The sequence below is a fragment of the Salinibacterium xinjiangense genome (assembly GCF_014645015.1).
In the GTDB taxonomy this organism is placed as follows: Bacteria; Actinomycetota; Actinomycetes; order Actinomycetales; family Microbacteriaceae; genus Rhodoglobus; species Rhodoglobus xinjiangensis.
In genome coordinates this window covers 1,113,812-1,129,173 of the sequence record NZ_BMLC01000001.1, presented here as the reverse complement: position 1 = coordinate 1,129,173, position 15,362 = coordinate 1,113,812, and the positions used below count along the sequence as shown (strand labels likewise).

Genomic DNA, 15,362 nt, shown 5'->3' with positions numbered 1-15,362 from the left:
AACCACATCCAGGGAGTTGGACATGAAGCCGCAACCAGCAGTGATCATCTTCGATGTCAACGAGACGTTGTCAGACATGTCTCCCATGGCGTCCAGGTTCGAGGATGTCGGCGCGCCCGGCCACCTCGCTCGGGCCTGGTTCGCCGCGCTGCTGCGCGATGGCTTCGCGCTCGCCGCATCCGGGGATAGTGCGAAGTTCGCGGTCGTGGGCGCTGAGCTGCTGCGCGATGTTTTTCGCGGTGTGACACTGGATCGAGATATTGACGACGCCGTCGCCCATGTGATGAGCGGCCTCGGCCAGCTCGAGCTGCATCCCGATGTCGCCGGCGGGGTTCGAGGGCTGTCTGGTGCAGGATTCCGGCTCGTGACGCTGACGAACGGATCGAACCAGCTGGCCGAGACGATGTTCAGCGCTGCCGGCATCCGTGGCGAGTTCGAAGCGCTCCTGACCGTGGAGGACGCACCGGCATGGAAGCCGGTTCGATCGGCCTACGAGTACGCCGCCGAAATATGCGGGGTGGAGCCACATGAGATGTTGATGGTCGCCGTGCACCCGTGGGACATCCACGGTGCCGCCCGGGCGGGCCTCCAGACCGCGTGGGTGAACCGGTCAGGGGCTGCCTATCCAAGCTATTTCGCGGCACCGGGTCAGGTGGTCGGCAGCATGCAGGAGCTGAGCGAGAGCCTGTCCGCCCAGGGCTGAGCCGGATCTGACCGCACTTACCGGACTGGTGTCCGATAAGTGGTAGAATCGTATGATGCGCGCGACTGGTAATCCTGATTTCCAGTCGAATCGCACCGATTTCCGGTCGAATCGTACCCTGGCCTCGAAGGCCAGCACTGACCCCAGGGCTGAGCACACCCGCCATATGGTCTTCGCCGCCGTTCGCCAGTTGATCTCGGACCGCAATGCTTCTGTGACGATGGCCGACATCGTGCGCGTTGCGCGGATCAGCCGCAGCACGTTCTACGCGCACTTCGGCAGCCTCGACGACCTTGCCGTGGAGGTGTTGCGTAGTCAATTCGACGAAATCAACGGGCTCGACGTCGACTGGCGCCGCGAAGACCTGATCCCTGGCCGGGCCGCCGCCCGTTTGGGCTTCGGTCGGCTCGTCGCCCACATCGTCGACAACTTTCCCCTGTACTGGAGCGCGCTGCAGACACCGCATACCCGCAGTGCCTATGACGAGCTCGTCGAGAGCTACTCCATCCGGCTCATGGACTCGGTCATCACCGTCGGCGGTGCACCCGATGATGTCGATGCGAAGCTCGTGTCGACCTTCGTCGCTGGCGGCGCGATGACCCTGATCAGTGCGTGGATGCGTGGGCAGATCGAACTGTCAGACGACGATCTCGTGCGCCAACTCGTAGACCTGCTTCCCCCCTGGATTCTCGAATCCCCAATAAAAGAAACGACACACTCATGAAGATTGAAATCGGCGAGACTCTTGTTTACCCTCACCACGGAGCCGTGACCATCACCGCGATCACCTCGCGTGCGATCCGGGGGGTCGAAACCAAGCTGATGACGCTGCGTGTGCACACCAGCGAGCTGACCATCCAGCTTCCCGTCGACAACGTCGAGCTGGTCGGCGTGCGCGATGTGATCGACGCTGATGGCGTTACTGCTGTCTACAAGGTGCTCACCGATGAGTTCACCGAGGAGCCCAGCAACTGGTCGCGCCGCTACAAGTCCAACCAGGAGAAGATGGCCAGCGGAAGCGTCTACCGCGTCAGCGAGGTCGTCAGAGACCTGTGGCGTCGCGACCAGGAGAAGGGTGTTTCTGCAGGCGAGAAGCGCATGCTGGAGAAGGCTCGCCAGATCCTCGTTTCTGAGCTCGCCCTCGCTCAGGGGATCGTGGATGAGGAGGCCGCGGTGCTGTTGCTCGGCGTGCTCTCCAGTGGTGCTCCCGCCCAGGACACCGTCACCGCCTGACCCCGAATTAGCGAGGAATGAGCGCCGTATCACCCACGCGTAGCAGCGGACCTGCGGTAGGCGCCACAGGGCTCGTCGTTGTCGGGCTGGTGTGCCAGGAGGTCGGCGCAGCCTTCGCGGTGACGCTGTTCCCGGCCGTCGGGGCCGTCGGGATGGTGAGCCTGCGACTGGCTTTTTCGGCCGCCATCCTGATGCTCCTGTTCCGACCGCGACTGCGCGGCCGGTCGCGGGGAGACTGGATGACGGTGGTCGCCTTTGGGCTGTCACTCGCCGGCATGAACGTGCTGTTCTACGAAGCACTCGCGCGGCTGCCGCTGGGAGTGACGGTCACGATCGAGGTGCTCGGTCCGCTCATCCTGTCCGTTGTGATCAGTCGCAGGGCGTCGAGCTGGCTGTGGGCGGTGCTCGCCTTCGCCGGGGTCGCGATCCTGGGCAGGGGAGGATTCGACTCGCTCGATCCGATCGGCGTGCTCTGTGCGGCCGCTGCCGGGGCGCTATGGGTGGCGTACATCCTGATGTCAGCGCGCACGGGCCAGCGGTTCGAGCGACTCGACGGGCTCGCGCTGGCGATGACCGTGGCCGCGGTCCTGGTGGTACCGTTCGGCACGGTGACAGCCGGCGCCGCGATCATCAATCCGCAGATCCTGCTGCTCGGGCTTGCGGTGGCGATCTTGTCGTCGACAATTCCCTATGGCCTTGAGCTGCTCGCCCTGCGCCGACTTCCCGCCGCCACGTTCTCGATCCTGCTGAGCCTCGCGCCCGTGCTGGCGGCGCTCGCCGGGCTCATCATCCTTCGCCAGCCCCTGGCCGCGCTCGACCTGCTCGCCATGGTTCTCGTGGTAGCTGCCAGCATGGGCGCGGTGCGAGCCGCGAGCCGACGTTCACGCACACCGATTACTGAGGTGACACTATGACGATGATCTCCCGTCGAGAAGCCGCGTTGCGTCTCGATATTCCGCTCGAGATGGCCAGGCGCCATGACCTTCCTACCCGGATGTCTGAGCACCAACTCGAGGCGATGCGAGCAGATCCACCAGCCTGGCTCGCGCAATCCTGGGCCAACCGCACCGGCAAGAAGGCCGTATGGGTGCAGCTGACCTGTGACGTCTGCGGATTCACCGAGGCGGCCCGGCCGAAGAAGTGGTGGCCCGCCTTCACCTGGATGACCTGCGCGGATCATCACCCTGACGACCTGCCGACCGTCGCTGCCGGATTGGTGCGTCGAGAGATCGACGGCATCGGCAGCCGCTTCGTCGGCATCATGGATGAATCACCCGGTGATACCGTGACCTCATGAGCGACGACGCCCGATTCGACCCGAGGTTCGATCCAGCATTCCAGCCCGGATACGCGGGGCCGTTGGCGTCGGAACCACCCGCTGCAAAGCCCGTACCGGCACCGGCTGTCGCGGCGGCTCCGCCGACCGCGTTGCCGACCGTGTTGTCGGCAGTTCGGCCCGCCGCTCCGCCGGCGACGATGTCGGCGGCAGTGGCGGCGGCCGCCGCCCCCGTGCCGGATACGACGGCAGACGAGCCCGCGGAAGGTCGCAGGGTTAATCCGTTCGTCATCGGGCTCGGTGTGGTCTCAGTCGTCCTGATGCTCGGAGGCGTTTACCTCATCACGCTGCTTCAGCAGATGTTCGCGGCCGGCCAGGGGTCGCAGACCACTTTCGACTACGCGACGTTCCAGGCACTGATGTATGGGGCACCGCTGCTCATCGCTCTCGGGATCGCGACGGCGATCGGCATCCTGTTCATCTCCGCCGTTCGATGGTGGCGACTGCAGCGGTAGTGCTGGCTACGGTTCGGATACCGTGACGCTCAGGTCTGGCAGCGGGGACACCAGAAGGTGTTCCTGAGCTGCAGCGGATCGTCGCCGAGCTCGCCCCTCGATATCCGGGTGCCGCAGCGCAGGCATGGCCTGCCCGCGCGACCGTAGACCCAGTCGGTGTCGCCGCGCAGCTTGCCGGTGGTGGTGCGCTCGGTGCGGTCCTTATTGGCTTCGATGAGTTTCTTCGCCAGGGCGACCATCCGTGGGAGGTCGTTCACGTCGCCGACCGGCCTGGTGGGCAGCACGCCCCGCAGGAAACACAGCTCACAGCGGTAGACGTTGCCGAGCCCCGCGAGGTTTCTCTGATCGAGCAGGGCGAGGCCGATCTCACGGCTCGGGTCGCTGGCGAGGTTGGCAATCGCGAGTTCGGCGTCCCAACCCGGCCCGAGGAGGTCCGGCCCGAGGTATCCGACGACCGACTCTTCAGAGGCGCGCTCGACGATCTCGAACAAGCCCAACTCGAATCCGACAGCCGTGAACTCTTTATTCGCGATGATCGCCCGGGCCTGCCACTCAGGGCGGCGCCACCGATTGCCGTCGGGGTAGATATGCCACGAACCCTCCATCTTCAGGTGGCTGTGAAGCGTATATTCCCCCACGCGCATGAGCAGGTGTTTGCCGCGGCTGACCACCTCATGCACCACCTCGCCGGTCAGGTCTACGGTGGCGAATTTCGGCACCCGAATGTCGCAGCGCGTGAGCACCGTTCCGTCGAGCACAGCCGCCAGGTTCTTCGCCGACCGGTAGACCGTGTCGCCCTCAGGCACGCAGCCTCAGCCCCTGAGGCGTCGGCACGAAGCCCGCGTCGACGAGCATGGATCCGAGTGGCGTGCCGATCGAGAAGTCACCGTTGACCCTCTCGATGCGAAGCGCGCCGATCCGGGAGCGAACTGTCGTAGTGAGCGACACGGCCGCCGCACGCAGGGCGCTCTCGTCAGGGCTGAAGGTGAGCACCGTCTTGCCGCCACGCTCGACGTAGAGCACGAGTGCGCCATCCACCATCACCACCATCGCACCAGCCTTACGACCGGGCCGATGTCCACGCTTCTCAGCGGGCTCGGCTGCGGCGACAGCAGCTGTGTCGTCGACCAAATCAGCTACTGCCGGGGCACCCGGCCACGGCAGTGCGGCGCCATACGGGTTGGCGGGGTCGGTCGCCGCCAGCGTGATGGCCTCCAGCTTCGGCGTGGAATCCGGATCGACGGTGAAATTACGAAGCCTGTCGACGGTGGCACCGGTCGCGAACTGGGCGGCTCCCAGCCCGTCGACAAAGTAGCCGCGTCGTGCGCGACCGGATTCCTCGAAACCGCTCAGAACTTTGTACGCCAGGGCGAAGCCGCCCCGGATGCCCTCGCTGACGACGGCACCGCGCGTCACGACGCCGTGTCGTTCGAGCAGGGATTCGGCCATCGCCTTTGCGCGGATGGTCGTGTCTCCCTCGGCGAGAGGCAACAGGGACCAGCGGCCGCCGCCCGTCGGTGGCCCTGAACTCATCACCCGCGCCGAACTCGAACGACCCCGGGGAGAGCGGGAGCGGCGGGGAGCGGCAGGCCCGCCGAGGTACGACCTAAGCGGCGAGAAGGTGTCGTTGGTGACGAGACCCGCCCACACCAGCTCCCAGAGGGCCGCGTTGAGCTTCTTGTCGTCGGTGCTGCCGACGGCCTGCCCGAGCTGCCGGAAGAAGTACGCGCCGCCCCCGGCCATAGCCTCGAGAATGGAGCGCTGGAGTTCGGTGGTGTCATCGCCACCCGGTGCGGCCAGGGTCAGGCGGGCCGTGTCGGCGAGGTGCAGGCTCACCCAGCCATCGCTGCCGGGCAGCACGCCGTTGCCCGACCAGATCACCTCGCCGGTTACCGTCAACTCGTCGAGCCAGGCCTGTGAGTAGTTGGCGACTCTTGCCGGCAGCACGAGTGATTCCCACGCCGACGCGGGGAGGGGTACGCCCGCGAGTTGCTCGATGACCTGCGCCACGCCGTCGACGCCCCGAAGAGCGCTGCCGACGTTCTGCCACACCGGCAGGAATCGGCCGAGCGCGGACTGCTCGACAGGCTCGACCTCCTGGCGCAGGGCGGCCAGTGACCGTGACCGCAGGCGGCGGAGCACCTCGACGGAGCACCACTCGGTTCCGCTGGCACCGGGACGGAACTCCCCGTCGATGACGCGACGGTCGGCGGCGAGTCGACGGAGGGTGTCGGTGACCACGGCCGTTCCGAGACCGAATCGGGTCGCGGCATCCTGCACGATGAAGGGCCCGTGGGTGCGCGCAAACCTGCTCACAAGGTCGCCGACCGGGTCCGGGACAGGCTCGATGAACGCGGCCGGCACGCCGATCGGCAGCGGGACACCCAGTGCGTCCCGGAGCCGGGCGGCGTCCTCGACGACCGCCCACTGCTGCGTTCCGGCGATAGTGACCCGTAATACGCGATTGGCGCGCTGCAGTTGCCCGAGCGAGACCTCGAGCTGCGCAAAGTCGACCGAGTGTTCCGCGCTTGCCGCCGGCTCGCCGTCTGCGGCCACAGGAGTGGAACTGTCGACGGCAGGGGTGCCCAGCACCGACGGCTGGGAGCGCTCGGCGATCTCGTCGACGGACAGCGGGCCGAGCATCCTGAGCAGGTCCACGACGCCTTCGACGTCGCGAGCTTTGCGGTCCGGGGCGAGTCGCTGCAGTTCCAGTTCAGTCTGCTCGATGACCGCGGGGTCGAGCAGCTCTCGCAGCTCAGCCCGCCCCAGCAGCTCGGCGAGCAGGGTGGGGTCGAGCGAGAGAGCGGCTGCCCTGCGCTCAGCCAGCGGCGAATCGCCCTCGTACATGAAAGCGGCGACGTAGCCGAACAGCAGCGAGCGGGCGAACGGTGACGGCACATCGGTCTGGCTCTCGACCATGCGGATCTTGCGGGTCGCGAGCTCTGTGGTGAGGGTCATCAGTGCGGGCAGGTCGTAGACGTCCTGCAGCACCTCGCGCACGGTCTCGAGCACGATCGGGAAGCTCGGGTACTTGCGGGCCACATCCAGCAGCTGGGATGCGCGTTGCCGCTGTTGCCACAGGGGGGAGCGTCGTCCAGGGTCTCGCCGCGGCAGCAGCAGTGCCCGCGCCGCGCACTCCCTGAAGCGCGCCGCAAACAGTGCGGAGCCGCCAACCTCCTCGGTGACCGTCGCCTCCAGCTCCCCCCTGTCGAAGAGAAACAGTTCGGCTCCGGGGGGCTCGCCATCGGAGTCGGGGATGCGCACCACGATGCCGTCATCGCCGGCCATGGCTGCGCCATCCACTCCCAGCCGATCGCGGACTCGAGCGCTGATGGCGAGTGCCCACGGCGCGTGAACAGGTATGCCGTACGGAGAATGTAAGACGACACGCCAGTCGCCGAGTTCGTCCTTGAAGCGCTCGACGACGAGAGTGCGGTCGGTCGGCACCTGCCCGGTGGACTGCTGCTGCTCCGCGACAAGCGCGATGAGATTGTTCACGGCACGGTCATCCAGGCCGATGCCTTCGACGCGGGTACGCGCCTCTTCGGCGGTGCTGGTGGATATTTCACGCACGAATGCGCCGATCGCTGCGCCCAGTTCTGCGGGCCGACCCAGCCCATCGCCCTTCCAGAACGGCACCTTGCCCGGCTGCCCGAACGCGGGTGACACGAGCACCTGGTCGTGCGTGATGTTTTCGATGCGCCAACTGGTCGTCCCGAGCGCGAACACGTCACCGACGCGCGATTCGTAGACCATCTCCTCGTCGAGCTCACCAACGCGTCTGCCGGGCGCTCCCGGTTCGCCGCCGACCATGAAGACACCGAAGAGTCCGCGGTCGGGGATGGTGCCTCCGGATGTCACGGCCAGCCTCTGCGCGCCGGGTCGGCCGGTGATCGTCCCGGCCACACGGTCCCAGACGATGCGTGGGCGCAGTTCGGCGAACTCATCGCTGGGGTAGAGACCGGCGAGCAGGTCGAGGGTGGCGTCGTAGGCACTGCGGGGCAGTGTGGCGAATGGTGCGCTGCGCCGGATCGTCTCGAACCATTCCTCGACGTCGATCGCCTCGAGGGCGGTGGCGGCGACGGTCTGCTGTGCCAGCACGTCGAGCGGGTTCGCCGGAACCGTGATCGCCTCGATCTGGCCCGACTTCATCCGCTCCACTGCGACCGTGGTGTGGATGAGGTCGGTGCGATGCTTGGGGAACAGCATCCCTTTCGAGATTTCGCCGACCTGGTGGCCGGCCCGACCGATGCGCTGCAGTCCGCTCGCAACCGACGGCGGGGACTCGACCTGGATCACGAGATCGACCGCACCCATGTCGATGCCGAGTTCGAGCGAGCTCGTCGCGACGACGCATCGCAGTCGACCGGATTTCAGGTCGTCTTCGATGGTGGCGCGCTGTTCCTTGGAGACGGAGCCGTGGTGGGCGCGAGCCAATAGTCCGGCGGAGCTTTCTCGCGTGGCCTCGACGACTGTCGTCATTGTCGTCGTAGTCGTCATTGTCGTCGTCGCCGTTGTCGTCGTGGAGGCGACGCTGGCGGTCAATGCGGGTGCGGCCAGCTCAGCATCGAGCCGCTCAGCATCGAGCTGCTCAGCATCGAGCCGCTCAACGTAGATGTCATTGAGCCTCGACGTCAGCCGCTCCGCGAGCCGCCGGGAGTTCGCGAAGACGATGGTTGACCGGTGCTGCAGGATCTCGTCGACGATGCGTTCTTCGACGTGCGGCCAGATCGACCCGGTGGGTTCTGCCGTGGCCCCCGCGGATGATCCTCCGCGGGATTCGGCGCTGCGGGACTCGGAGCCGCGGGACTGGACCGTGCCGGGCACGGTCATGTCGTCGACGGGCACGACAACCGACAGGTCGAACGTCTTCGCGGCGGGTGGCTGCACGATGGTCACCGGGGCACGCCCGCCAAGAAAGCGCGCGACCTCCTCGAGCGGCCGCACGGTCGCGGAGAGCCCGATGCGCTGGGCCGGCTTCGGCAGCAGCTCGTCGAGTCTCTCGAGCGACACCGCGAGGTGCGCGCCACGCTTCGTCGAGGCGACAGCGTGCACCTCATCGATGATGACGGTGTCGACGTTTGCAAGCGTCTCTCGGGCGGCCGACGTGAGCATCAGGTACAGCGATTCCGGCGTCGTGATCAGGATGTCCGGTGGAAGCCGCGCGAGCAACCGACGGTCACCTGGGGTCGTGTCGCCGCTGCGCACCCCGACCGTGACATCGGGGGCGGGCAGCCCGAGCCGACGTGCGGTCTGCGTGACGCCGACGAGTGGTGCGCGGAGGTTGCGCTGCACGTCGACGCCGAGAGCCTTCAGTGGGGAGATGTAGAGCACGCGCGTTCTGGCTTTGGGGTCTTCGGGCACCGGTCGGGAGGCGAGCTGGTCGATCGCATAGAGAAAGGCGGCGAGAGTCTTGCCCGATCCGGTGGGCGCCACCACGAGCGCATGGGCTCCCAGGGAGATCGCGTGCCAGGCTCCGAGTTGCGCTGGTGTGGGCGCGTCGAAGGCCCCGCTGAACCATTCCCTGGTCGCGGGGGAGAAGCTGTCGAGCACCGAGCTCATCTGACCATCATCCTGTGCACCACCGTCATCCGTCCGAGGTTGCGCTCAGGGCGCACTGCTCTCCGTGAAGGTCTAGCCGTGGCTGCGCAGGAATCCACTGAACTCCGCGAGCTCCGGCGTCGAAATAGAGTGGCCGATACCTTCGTAGGTGCGGATCGTCGCGGTCGTGTGGGCGGGTATCCACTCGGCAGTGCGATCGATGGCCTGGCTCGGGATGATCGGGTCGTCGGTTCCCCGGCCCCAGAAGACCGCGGGCTTCACCTCGGCCAGCCGCGCGTCGCCGGGGTGCTCGGCCGAGGCGATGAATCCGGAGAGGGAGACCGTCGCCGCGAAGCGCTCGGGGTCGAGCCGCAGGAGTTGCAGCGCGAGCGCGCCGCCCTGGGAGAACCCGAGGAGGCTCACGGCACCCGAGGAGACGCTGTCGAGCCAGTCGATGACGGCGCGGGCTGCCTCATCCACTGTGTCTGCTGCCGGTTCGCCGGCCGGGCTCGCCTGGCGTGACCACCACGCCCAGCCACCGCTTTCGGCGATCGGGGCGCGCACCGACGCGATGACAGGCTCGAGGGGTAGCGCCGGAGACATGGAAAACAGGTCTCCTTCGTGCGAGCCGTAGCCGTGCAGTAATACGAGCAGCGGCCTGCCCGCCCTCTCTCGCTCGGGAGCTGACCAGAGAACCGCTGACTCATCCAATTTCACCTCCCCATACTCGCACTGCTGCACGCCTGTCGGAACGTGCGGGCGCGGTGGGTGACAATGGAGCATGGCATCAACAGGCACTCCCGACCCGAACTCCGGCTGGTTGAGCGACGAGGAACTCGCGGAGACCCGCCGGCGCCTCCCGCTGCTCTACGTCGAGGCCGTGCCGGTGCGTGTCGACGGGCTGGGTCGCGTCACTGAGGTCGGCACGCTGCTGCGCGCCAACGATGGTGAGTTCACCCGCACGCTCGTCTCCGGCCGGGTGATGTACGGCGAGACGCTGCGCGATGCTCTGTTCCGTCATCTCGAGAAAGACCTCGGGCCGATGGCGTTCCCCCTGCTGCCCGCCAGCCCACTGCCCTTCTCGGTGGCCGAGTATTTCCCCTGGCCCGGTGAAAGCCAGTTCATGGATGCCCGCCAGCACGCCGTCTCGCTGGCCTACGTGGTACCAATCACCGGAACGTGCGAGCCGCGCCAGGACGCGCTCGAGGTCACCTGGATGCGCCCGTCTGAGGCGGCCGCCGAATCCGTCACCTCCGACATGGAGGGTGGACGAGGGGCGCTGCTGCGCGCAGCCCTGGCATCGGTGGGCGTGCTGCCCTAGCCCCGGCACTGCGCTGCCGCCACGCTGCCGCCACGCTCGTTCCTTTCAGCCAAATGAAGGAGATTCCGGCAAGAAGGGTCCCGCATGCCATTGTGTGACCCGGGTCTTGCCGAAATTTCCTTCATTTGGCATCGAAAAGGCGGCGGCCGAGGCAGTGGGTGAGCGGCAAGCGCTTCCTCATCGTTGCGGTGCAGGATCGCGTGGTCGGCTTCCTCTGCGGTGAACTGCTGCCTGACTTCGCTGGTGAGCGGATCCCGGATCACCCGAACTCGTGCTGTGTCGTCATACCGGGGTGCAACGCACCCCTTACGCGACAACGCCGCCCGAACCGGAGTTCGAGCGGCGTTGTCGTACAGAGAAGAATCAGCGTCCGCGGCGCTGACCGCCACCGGCATTCGGGCGCACGACCTGACCGACGCGGATGGGGCCACCGGCGGCCTGGGCGCGGCCGTTGCCGCCGCGCGGGCGCGACGGTGCCTGCTCCTCGCGAGGAGCGCGCTCGGCGCGAGCAGGAGCGGCTGGAGCTGATGATGACCACGCCGTAGTGGACGCTGAGCGACGCTGGCCGCCAGCAGCGGCCGCCGGACGACCCGAACGGTCGCGACGGGGTGCATCCGAGGATCCGTCGCGGCCAACGCGCTTGCGCTGGGCATTGGCGCCCTGTGAGCGGCCGCCGCCCTGCTGCTGCACCGCGGCACGGGGTGCGGGTGTGACGTAGGCTGCGACATCTCCGACCAGGGCGGTGACCGATGCGGAAGCCGCGGTCACGTGCTGGGGGGTGACGGTGATCTGGGCTTTGCGCAGCAGCGCTGCGGTGTCTTTGCGCTGGGCAGGCAACACGATCGTGACGACCTCGCCCTCCTTGCCGGCGCGGGCCGTGCGCCCCGAGCGGTGCAGGTACGCCTTGTGCTCGGCCGGCGGGTCGACGTGGATCACGAGCTCGATGTCATCCACGTGCACGCCACGGGCTGCGACGTCTGTGGCAACGAGCACGCGGGTCTCGCCTGAGGCGAACGACGCGAGGTTGCGGTCACGAGCGACCTGCGAGAGGTTGCCGTGCAGGTCGACCGAGGGGATGCCCGAGTCGGTCAGCTGCTTTGCGAGCTTCTTGGCGTGGTGCTTGGTACGCATGAACAGGATGCGACGGCCGGTGCCCGAGGCGAGCTTTTTGATGAGCTCGTTCTTCTCGTCGACTCCGGCTACCTCGAAGACATGGTGGGTCATCGCGGCGACATGGGAATTTGCCTCGTCGACCGAGTGCAGCACCTCGTTATGGAGGTAACGGCGCACGAGCTTGTCAACGCCGTTGTCGAGCGTTGCGCTGAACAGCATCCGCTGTCCGGTCTGAGGGGTCTTGTCCATGATGCGAGTGACGACGGGCAGGAAGCCGAGGTCGGCCATGTGGTCTGCTTCGTCGAGCACTGTCACTTCGATCGCGTCGAGCTGCACGAAGCCCTGCTTCATGAGGTCTTCGAGGCGGCCGGGGCAGGCCACGACGATATCGACGCCCGCCTTGAGGGCTGCGACCTGTCGCTGCTGCGAAACGCCGCCGAAGATGGTGGTGATGTTGAGGCCGTATGCGGTCGCGAGCGGCTCCATGGCGGTGGAGATCTGGGTGGCGAGCTCGCGGGTCGGGGCGAGCACCAGTCCGAGCGGACGGCCCGGGCGGCGTTTGCCACCGGCGAGCTTGCCGCCGAGGCGGGCGACCATAGGGATGGAGAAGGCGAGGGTCTTGCCCGAGCCCGTCTTACCGCGGCCGAGCACGTCTTTGCCCGCCAGTGTGTCCGGCAGGGTGTCGAGCTGGATGGGGAATGGTTCCAGGATGCCGCTCGCGGTGAGCGAGGCGACGAGAGGAGCTGGCACGCCGAGCGTGCTGAAGATGTTTTCTGACATAGGGGTTTCTTGTGCCTTTCGGGACAAAGAGTGCACGCACTTATCCAGATGGGTCGGGAAGTGGTGCGGTTGGCGAAGGTGGCTGTGGCCACATCCGTTCGCCGTGAAAGTATCTACGACCCGCCATGCGTGAGGCATATCGGGGAGAAGAGGAAGCGTTCTACGACGCAGGGAAACCGTCGTGGTTTCGCAAGTGGCCCCAGTCTAGCAGATGGCCTAATGCGAGCCCGAGTAACGCTCTCCGACGGGAACCTCCACTGCGACGGTGTTGCCCGGCTGGGCGAGTGGGCACGCCCACATCGGGTCGTAAGCACAGGATGGGTTGTACGCGAAGTTGAAGTCGAGCACGAGGGACTGTGGGTCCCGTCCCGATCCCAGGTCTGCGCCTTTGACGGTGTCGAGCAAATAGCGGCCGCCGCCATATGTACCTCCGCGGGCGCCGGCCAGGGCATCCTTCACCGGAATGAAGATGCCGCCACCGTATGAGGCGAGTCTCCACACGTCGAGCGGCCCGACGCCGGGAACCTCGGCGACGCCGATCAGCTCGAAGGGCACGGTGCCGTCCGTGCCGGTCTCGACCTCCATCCGGCGCCCGTCGGCGGCGGTGAGCGTGACCTCGAATCGCCAGTCTGGGTCATATGGCTTCACGGGCAGGCCCGTGAACACGGCCAGGTCTTCGGGCAGCAAGGGGGTCGACGGGTGGTTCGCAAACAGGTCGTCGCGCTCACGGCGCCAAAGGTCGTGTGCAGCGAACAGGTCGGTGGATTCGCGCACCGCTGCATAGGTGGCGAAGACGCGGCGGCGCCAGTCGCCAACATCGAGAGCGGTCACCGGGCTATTTCCAATCCACCGACAGCCGCTTGAGCTGCAGCGCGCGCCACTGCCAGAACGCCCAGAAACCGACCCACAGCAGCGGTGTCAGCGCCCCCGCCTCGACGATGAGCTGGTCGCGGTACAGCGTGCGCGCGCCGGGCAGTGCCGAAACCGCCATGGTGTGCTCCCACCTGTCGACCAGCGCGAGCGGGCCGGACAGCCCGCGACCCGTGTCACGAACCGTGCGCACACCCTGACGGCTCTCTCGGAACTCGAGATCGATCGTCTGCTCGCCGATCACCGCAAGTCCGAAGCCTTTCGCACGCAGGAGGTGCTCGCCCTCCGGCCAGCTGTCGGGGAAACCGCCGGGCTCCAGCGAATCGAAGGTGGTGAACGGCGCGGAAACCGCGCGGAACACCGTCGGATTGCGGATTGCCCGCCACGCGGCATCCGGAGCACAGTCGAGGTGAAGTTTGAGAAGCACGCGCATGGCTCCATTGTGGTGGCCCGCGGTTGCCGCACGACAGGCCTGTCCCGCGCGACCGCGGGTGGTGTAAGGCGGTTATCCTCGTGAAGTGAATTCGATACCCCGCAACCAGCCGCATTACCAGGTGCGATTCGACTGGGGTATCGACGGCGCGAACGCGCTGGCTCCCGGAGCAGACATCCTGGTGTGGGTGGATGCCATCCCCGGCGGTGACACGGATCCCGGCATTATCGCGCACGGAGGTGCGCTGATCACGGGCTCGACCGGTTCGCGCGTCGCCCTGGCCGAGTGGGTGCTCGCGAGGCAGGTCGAACTCGGAGACCGGGCGACCGTCGCCGTGGTTGCTGCTGGTGGGCCCGATGGGCGCTTCGCGGTGGAAGACCTGCTTGCCGCGGGAGCGATCATCGACGCGATCGCGGATGTCGGCATCGACTACATCTCTCCGGAGGCCGCGGCTGCGGTCGGTGCGTACACGGGGCTCCGTAATGCGGTGGGGCACGTGCTGTCAGCCTGCGTCGCCGGACAGGAGCTGCTCGCGAGCGAAGGCCGAGACGCGGTCGACGACGCCCGCGCAGCCAACGATTCGCCCGGATTCACCATCCTGAAGGAATTCAGGTTGCCGCAGTAGCGTTGTTGGTCAGACACTTACTCACTCACGGAGGGCTGCACCATGAAGGCAATGCTGGGCGACACGATCATCGCAGAGGCACCGAAGGAAGATCTCATCTCTATCGAGGGCAATTGGTACTTCCCGCCGTCGAGCGTGACGAGCGAGCTGCTCGAGAAGAGCACCACCCCCTACCACTGCCCATGGAAGGGTGACTGCCAGTATTTCTCCGTGAAAGACGGCGACACCCTCCTGCAGGACCGTGCCTTCAGCTACCCGGAGCCCCTGCCGGGTTCGCGCGAGCGAGTCGGCAAAGACTTCGCGAACTACGTCGCGTTCTGGAAAGACGTCAAGGTCGTCGACTAGTCGGTCAGAGCGATCGCGCCCGGTGAGCTCGTACCTTGGCGCGATTGCCACACCGCTGCATGGAACACCAGCGGCGGTTGTTCGAGCGTGATTCGTCGTAGAAGACGAGTTGGCAATCGTCTGCGGAGCATTCCCTGATGCGATCGGCCCGGTCAGGTGAGAACAGCTGGATCACTTCGCGCGCCATCACCGACAGTGCCTGGCTTGCCCTGGCCCGAGCGCGTCCGGCCTGCCGCCGACCGCCCGCCAGCGACGGCGGGATATCCGGGGTCGCCGCGAAAAGGTTGACGACGTCCACGTCGTCAGCGGAGGGGCGATCACCCCGGCTGATCGCTGTCGCCGAGCGGGCGATCGCCTGTCGGAGGGCGAGAGCGTCCGTCAGGTCGCGATCATTCGCCGTGCCATCGACCTCGGGAAATCGTTCGTTGAACCAGAACGCGAGGTCGGCCGGGGTACGCAGTCGCTCCCCGGCCGGGCTGTCACCCATACCGCCGGTGTACGCGAAGTCGAGGGCGAGCGATCCGGCGTCGAAATGCCAGAGCCGATCGTCGCTGACGGTGAACCGCTGTTCGGCTTCTTCACTCACGTAATCCAATATAGGGCTCGG

The 15,362-nt window shown here is 66.7% G+C and carries 16 protein-coding genes; 9 read left to right on the top strand and 7 right to left on the bottom strand.

Going from position 1 to position 15,362, the window contains the following annotated elements:
- Positions 1–22: 22 nt before the first annotated feature.
- The 6 genes from IEW81_RS05320 to IEW81_RS05295 are packed head-to-tail and all read left to right on the top strand — an operon-like array spanning position 23 to position 3,727.
- Positions 23–703, top strand: coding sequence for a haloacid dehalogenase type II (locus tag IEW81_RS05320; protein WP_097060120.1), 681 nt, complete (start codon positions 23–25; stop codon positions 701–703).
- Between the two features lie 55 nt (positions 704–758).
- Entirely contained in the window at positions 759–1,427 is a 669-nt protein-coding gene (locus IEW81_RS05315; RefSeq protein ID WP_179691796.1) for a TetR/AcrR family transcriptional regulator, read from the top strand.
- The gene (locus IEW81_RS05310; RefSeq protein WP_097060122.1) at positions 1,424–1,936 is read left to right on the top strand and encodes a CarD family transcriptional regulator; all 513 of its coding nucleotides are present in this window, start codon (positions 1,424–1,426) and stop codon (positions 1,934–1,936) included. The genes IEW81_RS05315 and IEW81_RS05310 overlap by 4 nt, the downstream gene beginning before the upstream one ends.
- Before the next feature lie 17 nt (positions 1,937–1,953).
- Complete coding sequence (locus IEW81_RS05305; RefSeq protein WP_097060123.1) at positions 1,954–2,850, top strand: EamA family transporter; 897 nt, start codon at positions 1,954–1,956, stop codon at positions 2,848–2,850.
- A 2-nt stretch (positions 2,851–2,852) separates the two neighbouring features.
- Positions 2,853–3,233 (top strand): hypothetical protein, encoded by a 381-nt coding sequence (locus tag IEW81_RS05300; RefSeq protein WP_097060390.1) that lies wholly within the window; start codon positions 2,853–2,855, stop codon positions 3,231–3,233.
- Complete coding sequence (locus IEW81_RS05295) at positions 3,230–3,727, top strand: hypothetical protein (protein WP_097060124.1); 498 nt, start codon at positions 3,230–3,232, stop codon at positions 3,725–3,727. Before IEW81_RS05300 ends, IEW81_RS05295 begins: the two co-directional genes overlap by 4 nt.
- Before the next feature lie 29 nt (positions 3,728–3,756).
- On the opposite strand, the gene IEW81_RS05290 is transcribed toward IEW81_RS05295, so the two are convergent.
- The 3 genes from IEW81_RS05290 to IEW81_RS05280 all read right to left on the bottom strand — a co-directional run bounded on the left by IEW81_RS05290 (position 3,757) and on the right by IEW81_RS05280 (position 9,985).
- Positions 3,757–4,533 (bottom strand): DNA-formamidopyrimidine glycosylase family protein, encoded by a 777-nt coding sequence (locus IEW81_RS05290; RefSeq protein WP_097060125.1) that lies wholly within the window; start codon positions 4,531–4,533, stop codon positions 3,757–3,759.
- Entirely contained in the window at positions 4,526–9,289 is a 4,764-nt protein-coding gene (locus IEW81_RS05285; protein WP_097060126.1) for an Lhr family ATP-dependent helicase, read from the bottom strand. The genes IEW81_RS05290 and IEW81_RS05285 overlap by 8 nt, the downstream gene beginning before the upstream one ends.
- A gap of 72 nt (positions 9,290–9,361) precedes the next feature.
- Positions 9,362–9,985 (bottom strand): alpha/beta hydrolase, encoded by a 624-nt coding sequence (locus IEW81_RS05280; RefSeq protein ID WP_229671245.1) that lies wholly within the window; start codon positions 9,983–9,985, stop codon positions 9,362–9,364.
- A 64-nt stretch (positions 9,986–10,049) separates the two neighbouring features.
- Here IEW81_RS05280 and IEW81_RS05275 point away from each other — a divergent pair, with 64 nt between their 5' ends.
- The gene (locus IEW81_RS05275; protein ID WP_097060128.1) at positions 10,050–10,589 is read left to right on the top strand and encodes an NUDIX hydrolase family protein; all 540 of its coding nucleotides are present in this window, start codon (positions 10,050–10,052) and stop codon (positions 10,587–10,589) included.
- A 363-nt stretch (positions 10,590–10,952) separates the two neighbouring features.
- Here the strand turns inward: IEW81_RS05275 and IEW81_RS05270 are convergent, their stop codons facing one another.
- The 3 genes from IEW81_RS05270 to IEW81_RS05260 form a co-directional block, all read right to left on the bottom strand.
- Complete coding sequence (locus tag IEW81_RS05270) at positions 10,953–12,482, bottom strand: DEAD/DEAH box helicase (RefSeq protein WP_097060129.1); 1,530 nt, start codon at positions 12,480–12,482, stop codon at positions 10,953–10,955.
- A 216-nt stretch (positions 12,483–12,698) separates the two neighbouring features.
- On the bottom strand, positions 12,699–13,313 hold the full coding sequence (locus tag IEW81_RS05265) for a DUF1684 domain-containing protein (protein ID WP_097060130.1): 615 nt from the start codon (positions 13,311–13,313) through the stop codon (positions 12,699–12,701).
- A 4-nt stretch (positions 13,314–13,317) separates the two neighbouring features.
- Positions 13,318–13,785 (bottom strand): hypothetical protein, encoded by a 468-nt coding sequence (locus IEW81_RS05260; RefSeq protein WP_097060131.1) that lies wholly within the window; start codon positions 13,783–13,785, stop codon positions 13,318–13,320.
- 85 nt (positions 13,786–13,870) lie between these two features.
- Between IEW81_RS05260 and IEW81_RS05255 the strand changes: the two genes are divergently transcribed.
- Both IEW81_RS05255 and IEW81_RS05250 read left to right on the top strand, forming a co-directional pair.
- Complete coding sequence (locus tag IEW81_RS05255; RefSeq protein WP_097060132.1) at positions 13,871–14,410, top strand: 2-phosphosulfolactate phosphatase; 540 nt, start codon at positions 13,871–13,873, stop codon at positions 14,408–14,410.
- A 42-nt stretch (positions 14,411–14,452) separates the two neighbouring features.
- Entirely contained in the window at positions 14,453–14,755 is a 303-nt protein-coding gene (locus IEW81_RS05250) for a DUF427 domain-containing protein (protein ID WP_097060133.1), read from the top strand.
- Between the two features lie 4 nt (positions 14,756–14,759).
- On the opposite strand, the gene IEW81_RS05245 is transcribed toward IEW81_RS05250, so the two are convergent.
- Positions 14,760–15,341, bottom strand: a complete 582-nt coding sequence (locus IEW81_RS05245) for a CGNR zinc finger domain-containing protein (protein ID WP_229671244.1) — start codon at positions 15,339–15,341, stop codon at positions 14,760–14,762.
- Positions 15,342–15,362: the final 21 nt, after the last annotated feature.

Coding starts and splice junctions, on each gene's coding strand:
- IEW81_RS05320 (WP_097060120.1), top strand. CDS start 23: ATGAAGCCGCAACCAGCAGTGATCATCTTCGATGTCAACGAGACGTTG.
- IEW81_RS05315 (WP_179691796.1), top strand. CDS start 759: ATGCGCGCGACTGGTAATCCTGATTTCCAGTCGAATCGCACCGATTTC.
- IEW81_RS05310 (WP_097060122.1), top strand. CDS start 1,424: ATGAAGATTGAAATCGGCGAGACTCTTGTTTACCCTCACCACGGAGCC.
- IEW81_RS05305 (WP_097060123.1), top strand. CDS start 1,954: ATGAGCGCCGTATCACCCACGCGTAGCAGCGGACCTGCGGTAGGCGCC.
- IEW81_RS05300 (WP_097060390.1), top strand. CDS start 2,853: ATGATCTCCCGTCGAGAAGCCGCGTTGCGTCTCGATATTCCGCTCGAG.
- IEW81_RS05295 (WP_097060124.1), top strand. CDS start 3,230: ATGAGCGACGACGCCCGATTCGACCCGAGGTTCGATCCAGCATTCCAG.
- IEW81_RS05285 (WP_097060126.1), bottom strand. CDS start 9,289: ATGAGCTCGGTGCTCGACAGCTTCTCCCCCGCGACCAGGGAATGGTTC.
- IEW81_RS05275 (WP_097060128.1), top strand. CDS start 10,050: ATGGCATCAACAGGCACTCCCGACCCGAACTCCGGCTGGTTGAGCGAC.
- IEW81_RS05270 (WP_097060129.1), bottom strand. CDS start 12,482: ATGTCAGAAAACATCTTCAGCACGCTCGGCGTGCCAGCTCCTCTCGTC.
- IEW81_RS05260 (WP_097060131.1), bottom strand. CDS start 13,785: ATGCGCGTGCTTCTCAAACTTCACCTCGACTGTGCTCCGGATGCCGCG.
- IEW81_RS05250 (WP_097060133.1), top strand. CDS start 14,453: ATGAAGGCAATGCTGGGCGACACGATCATCGCAGAGGCACCGAAGGAA.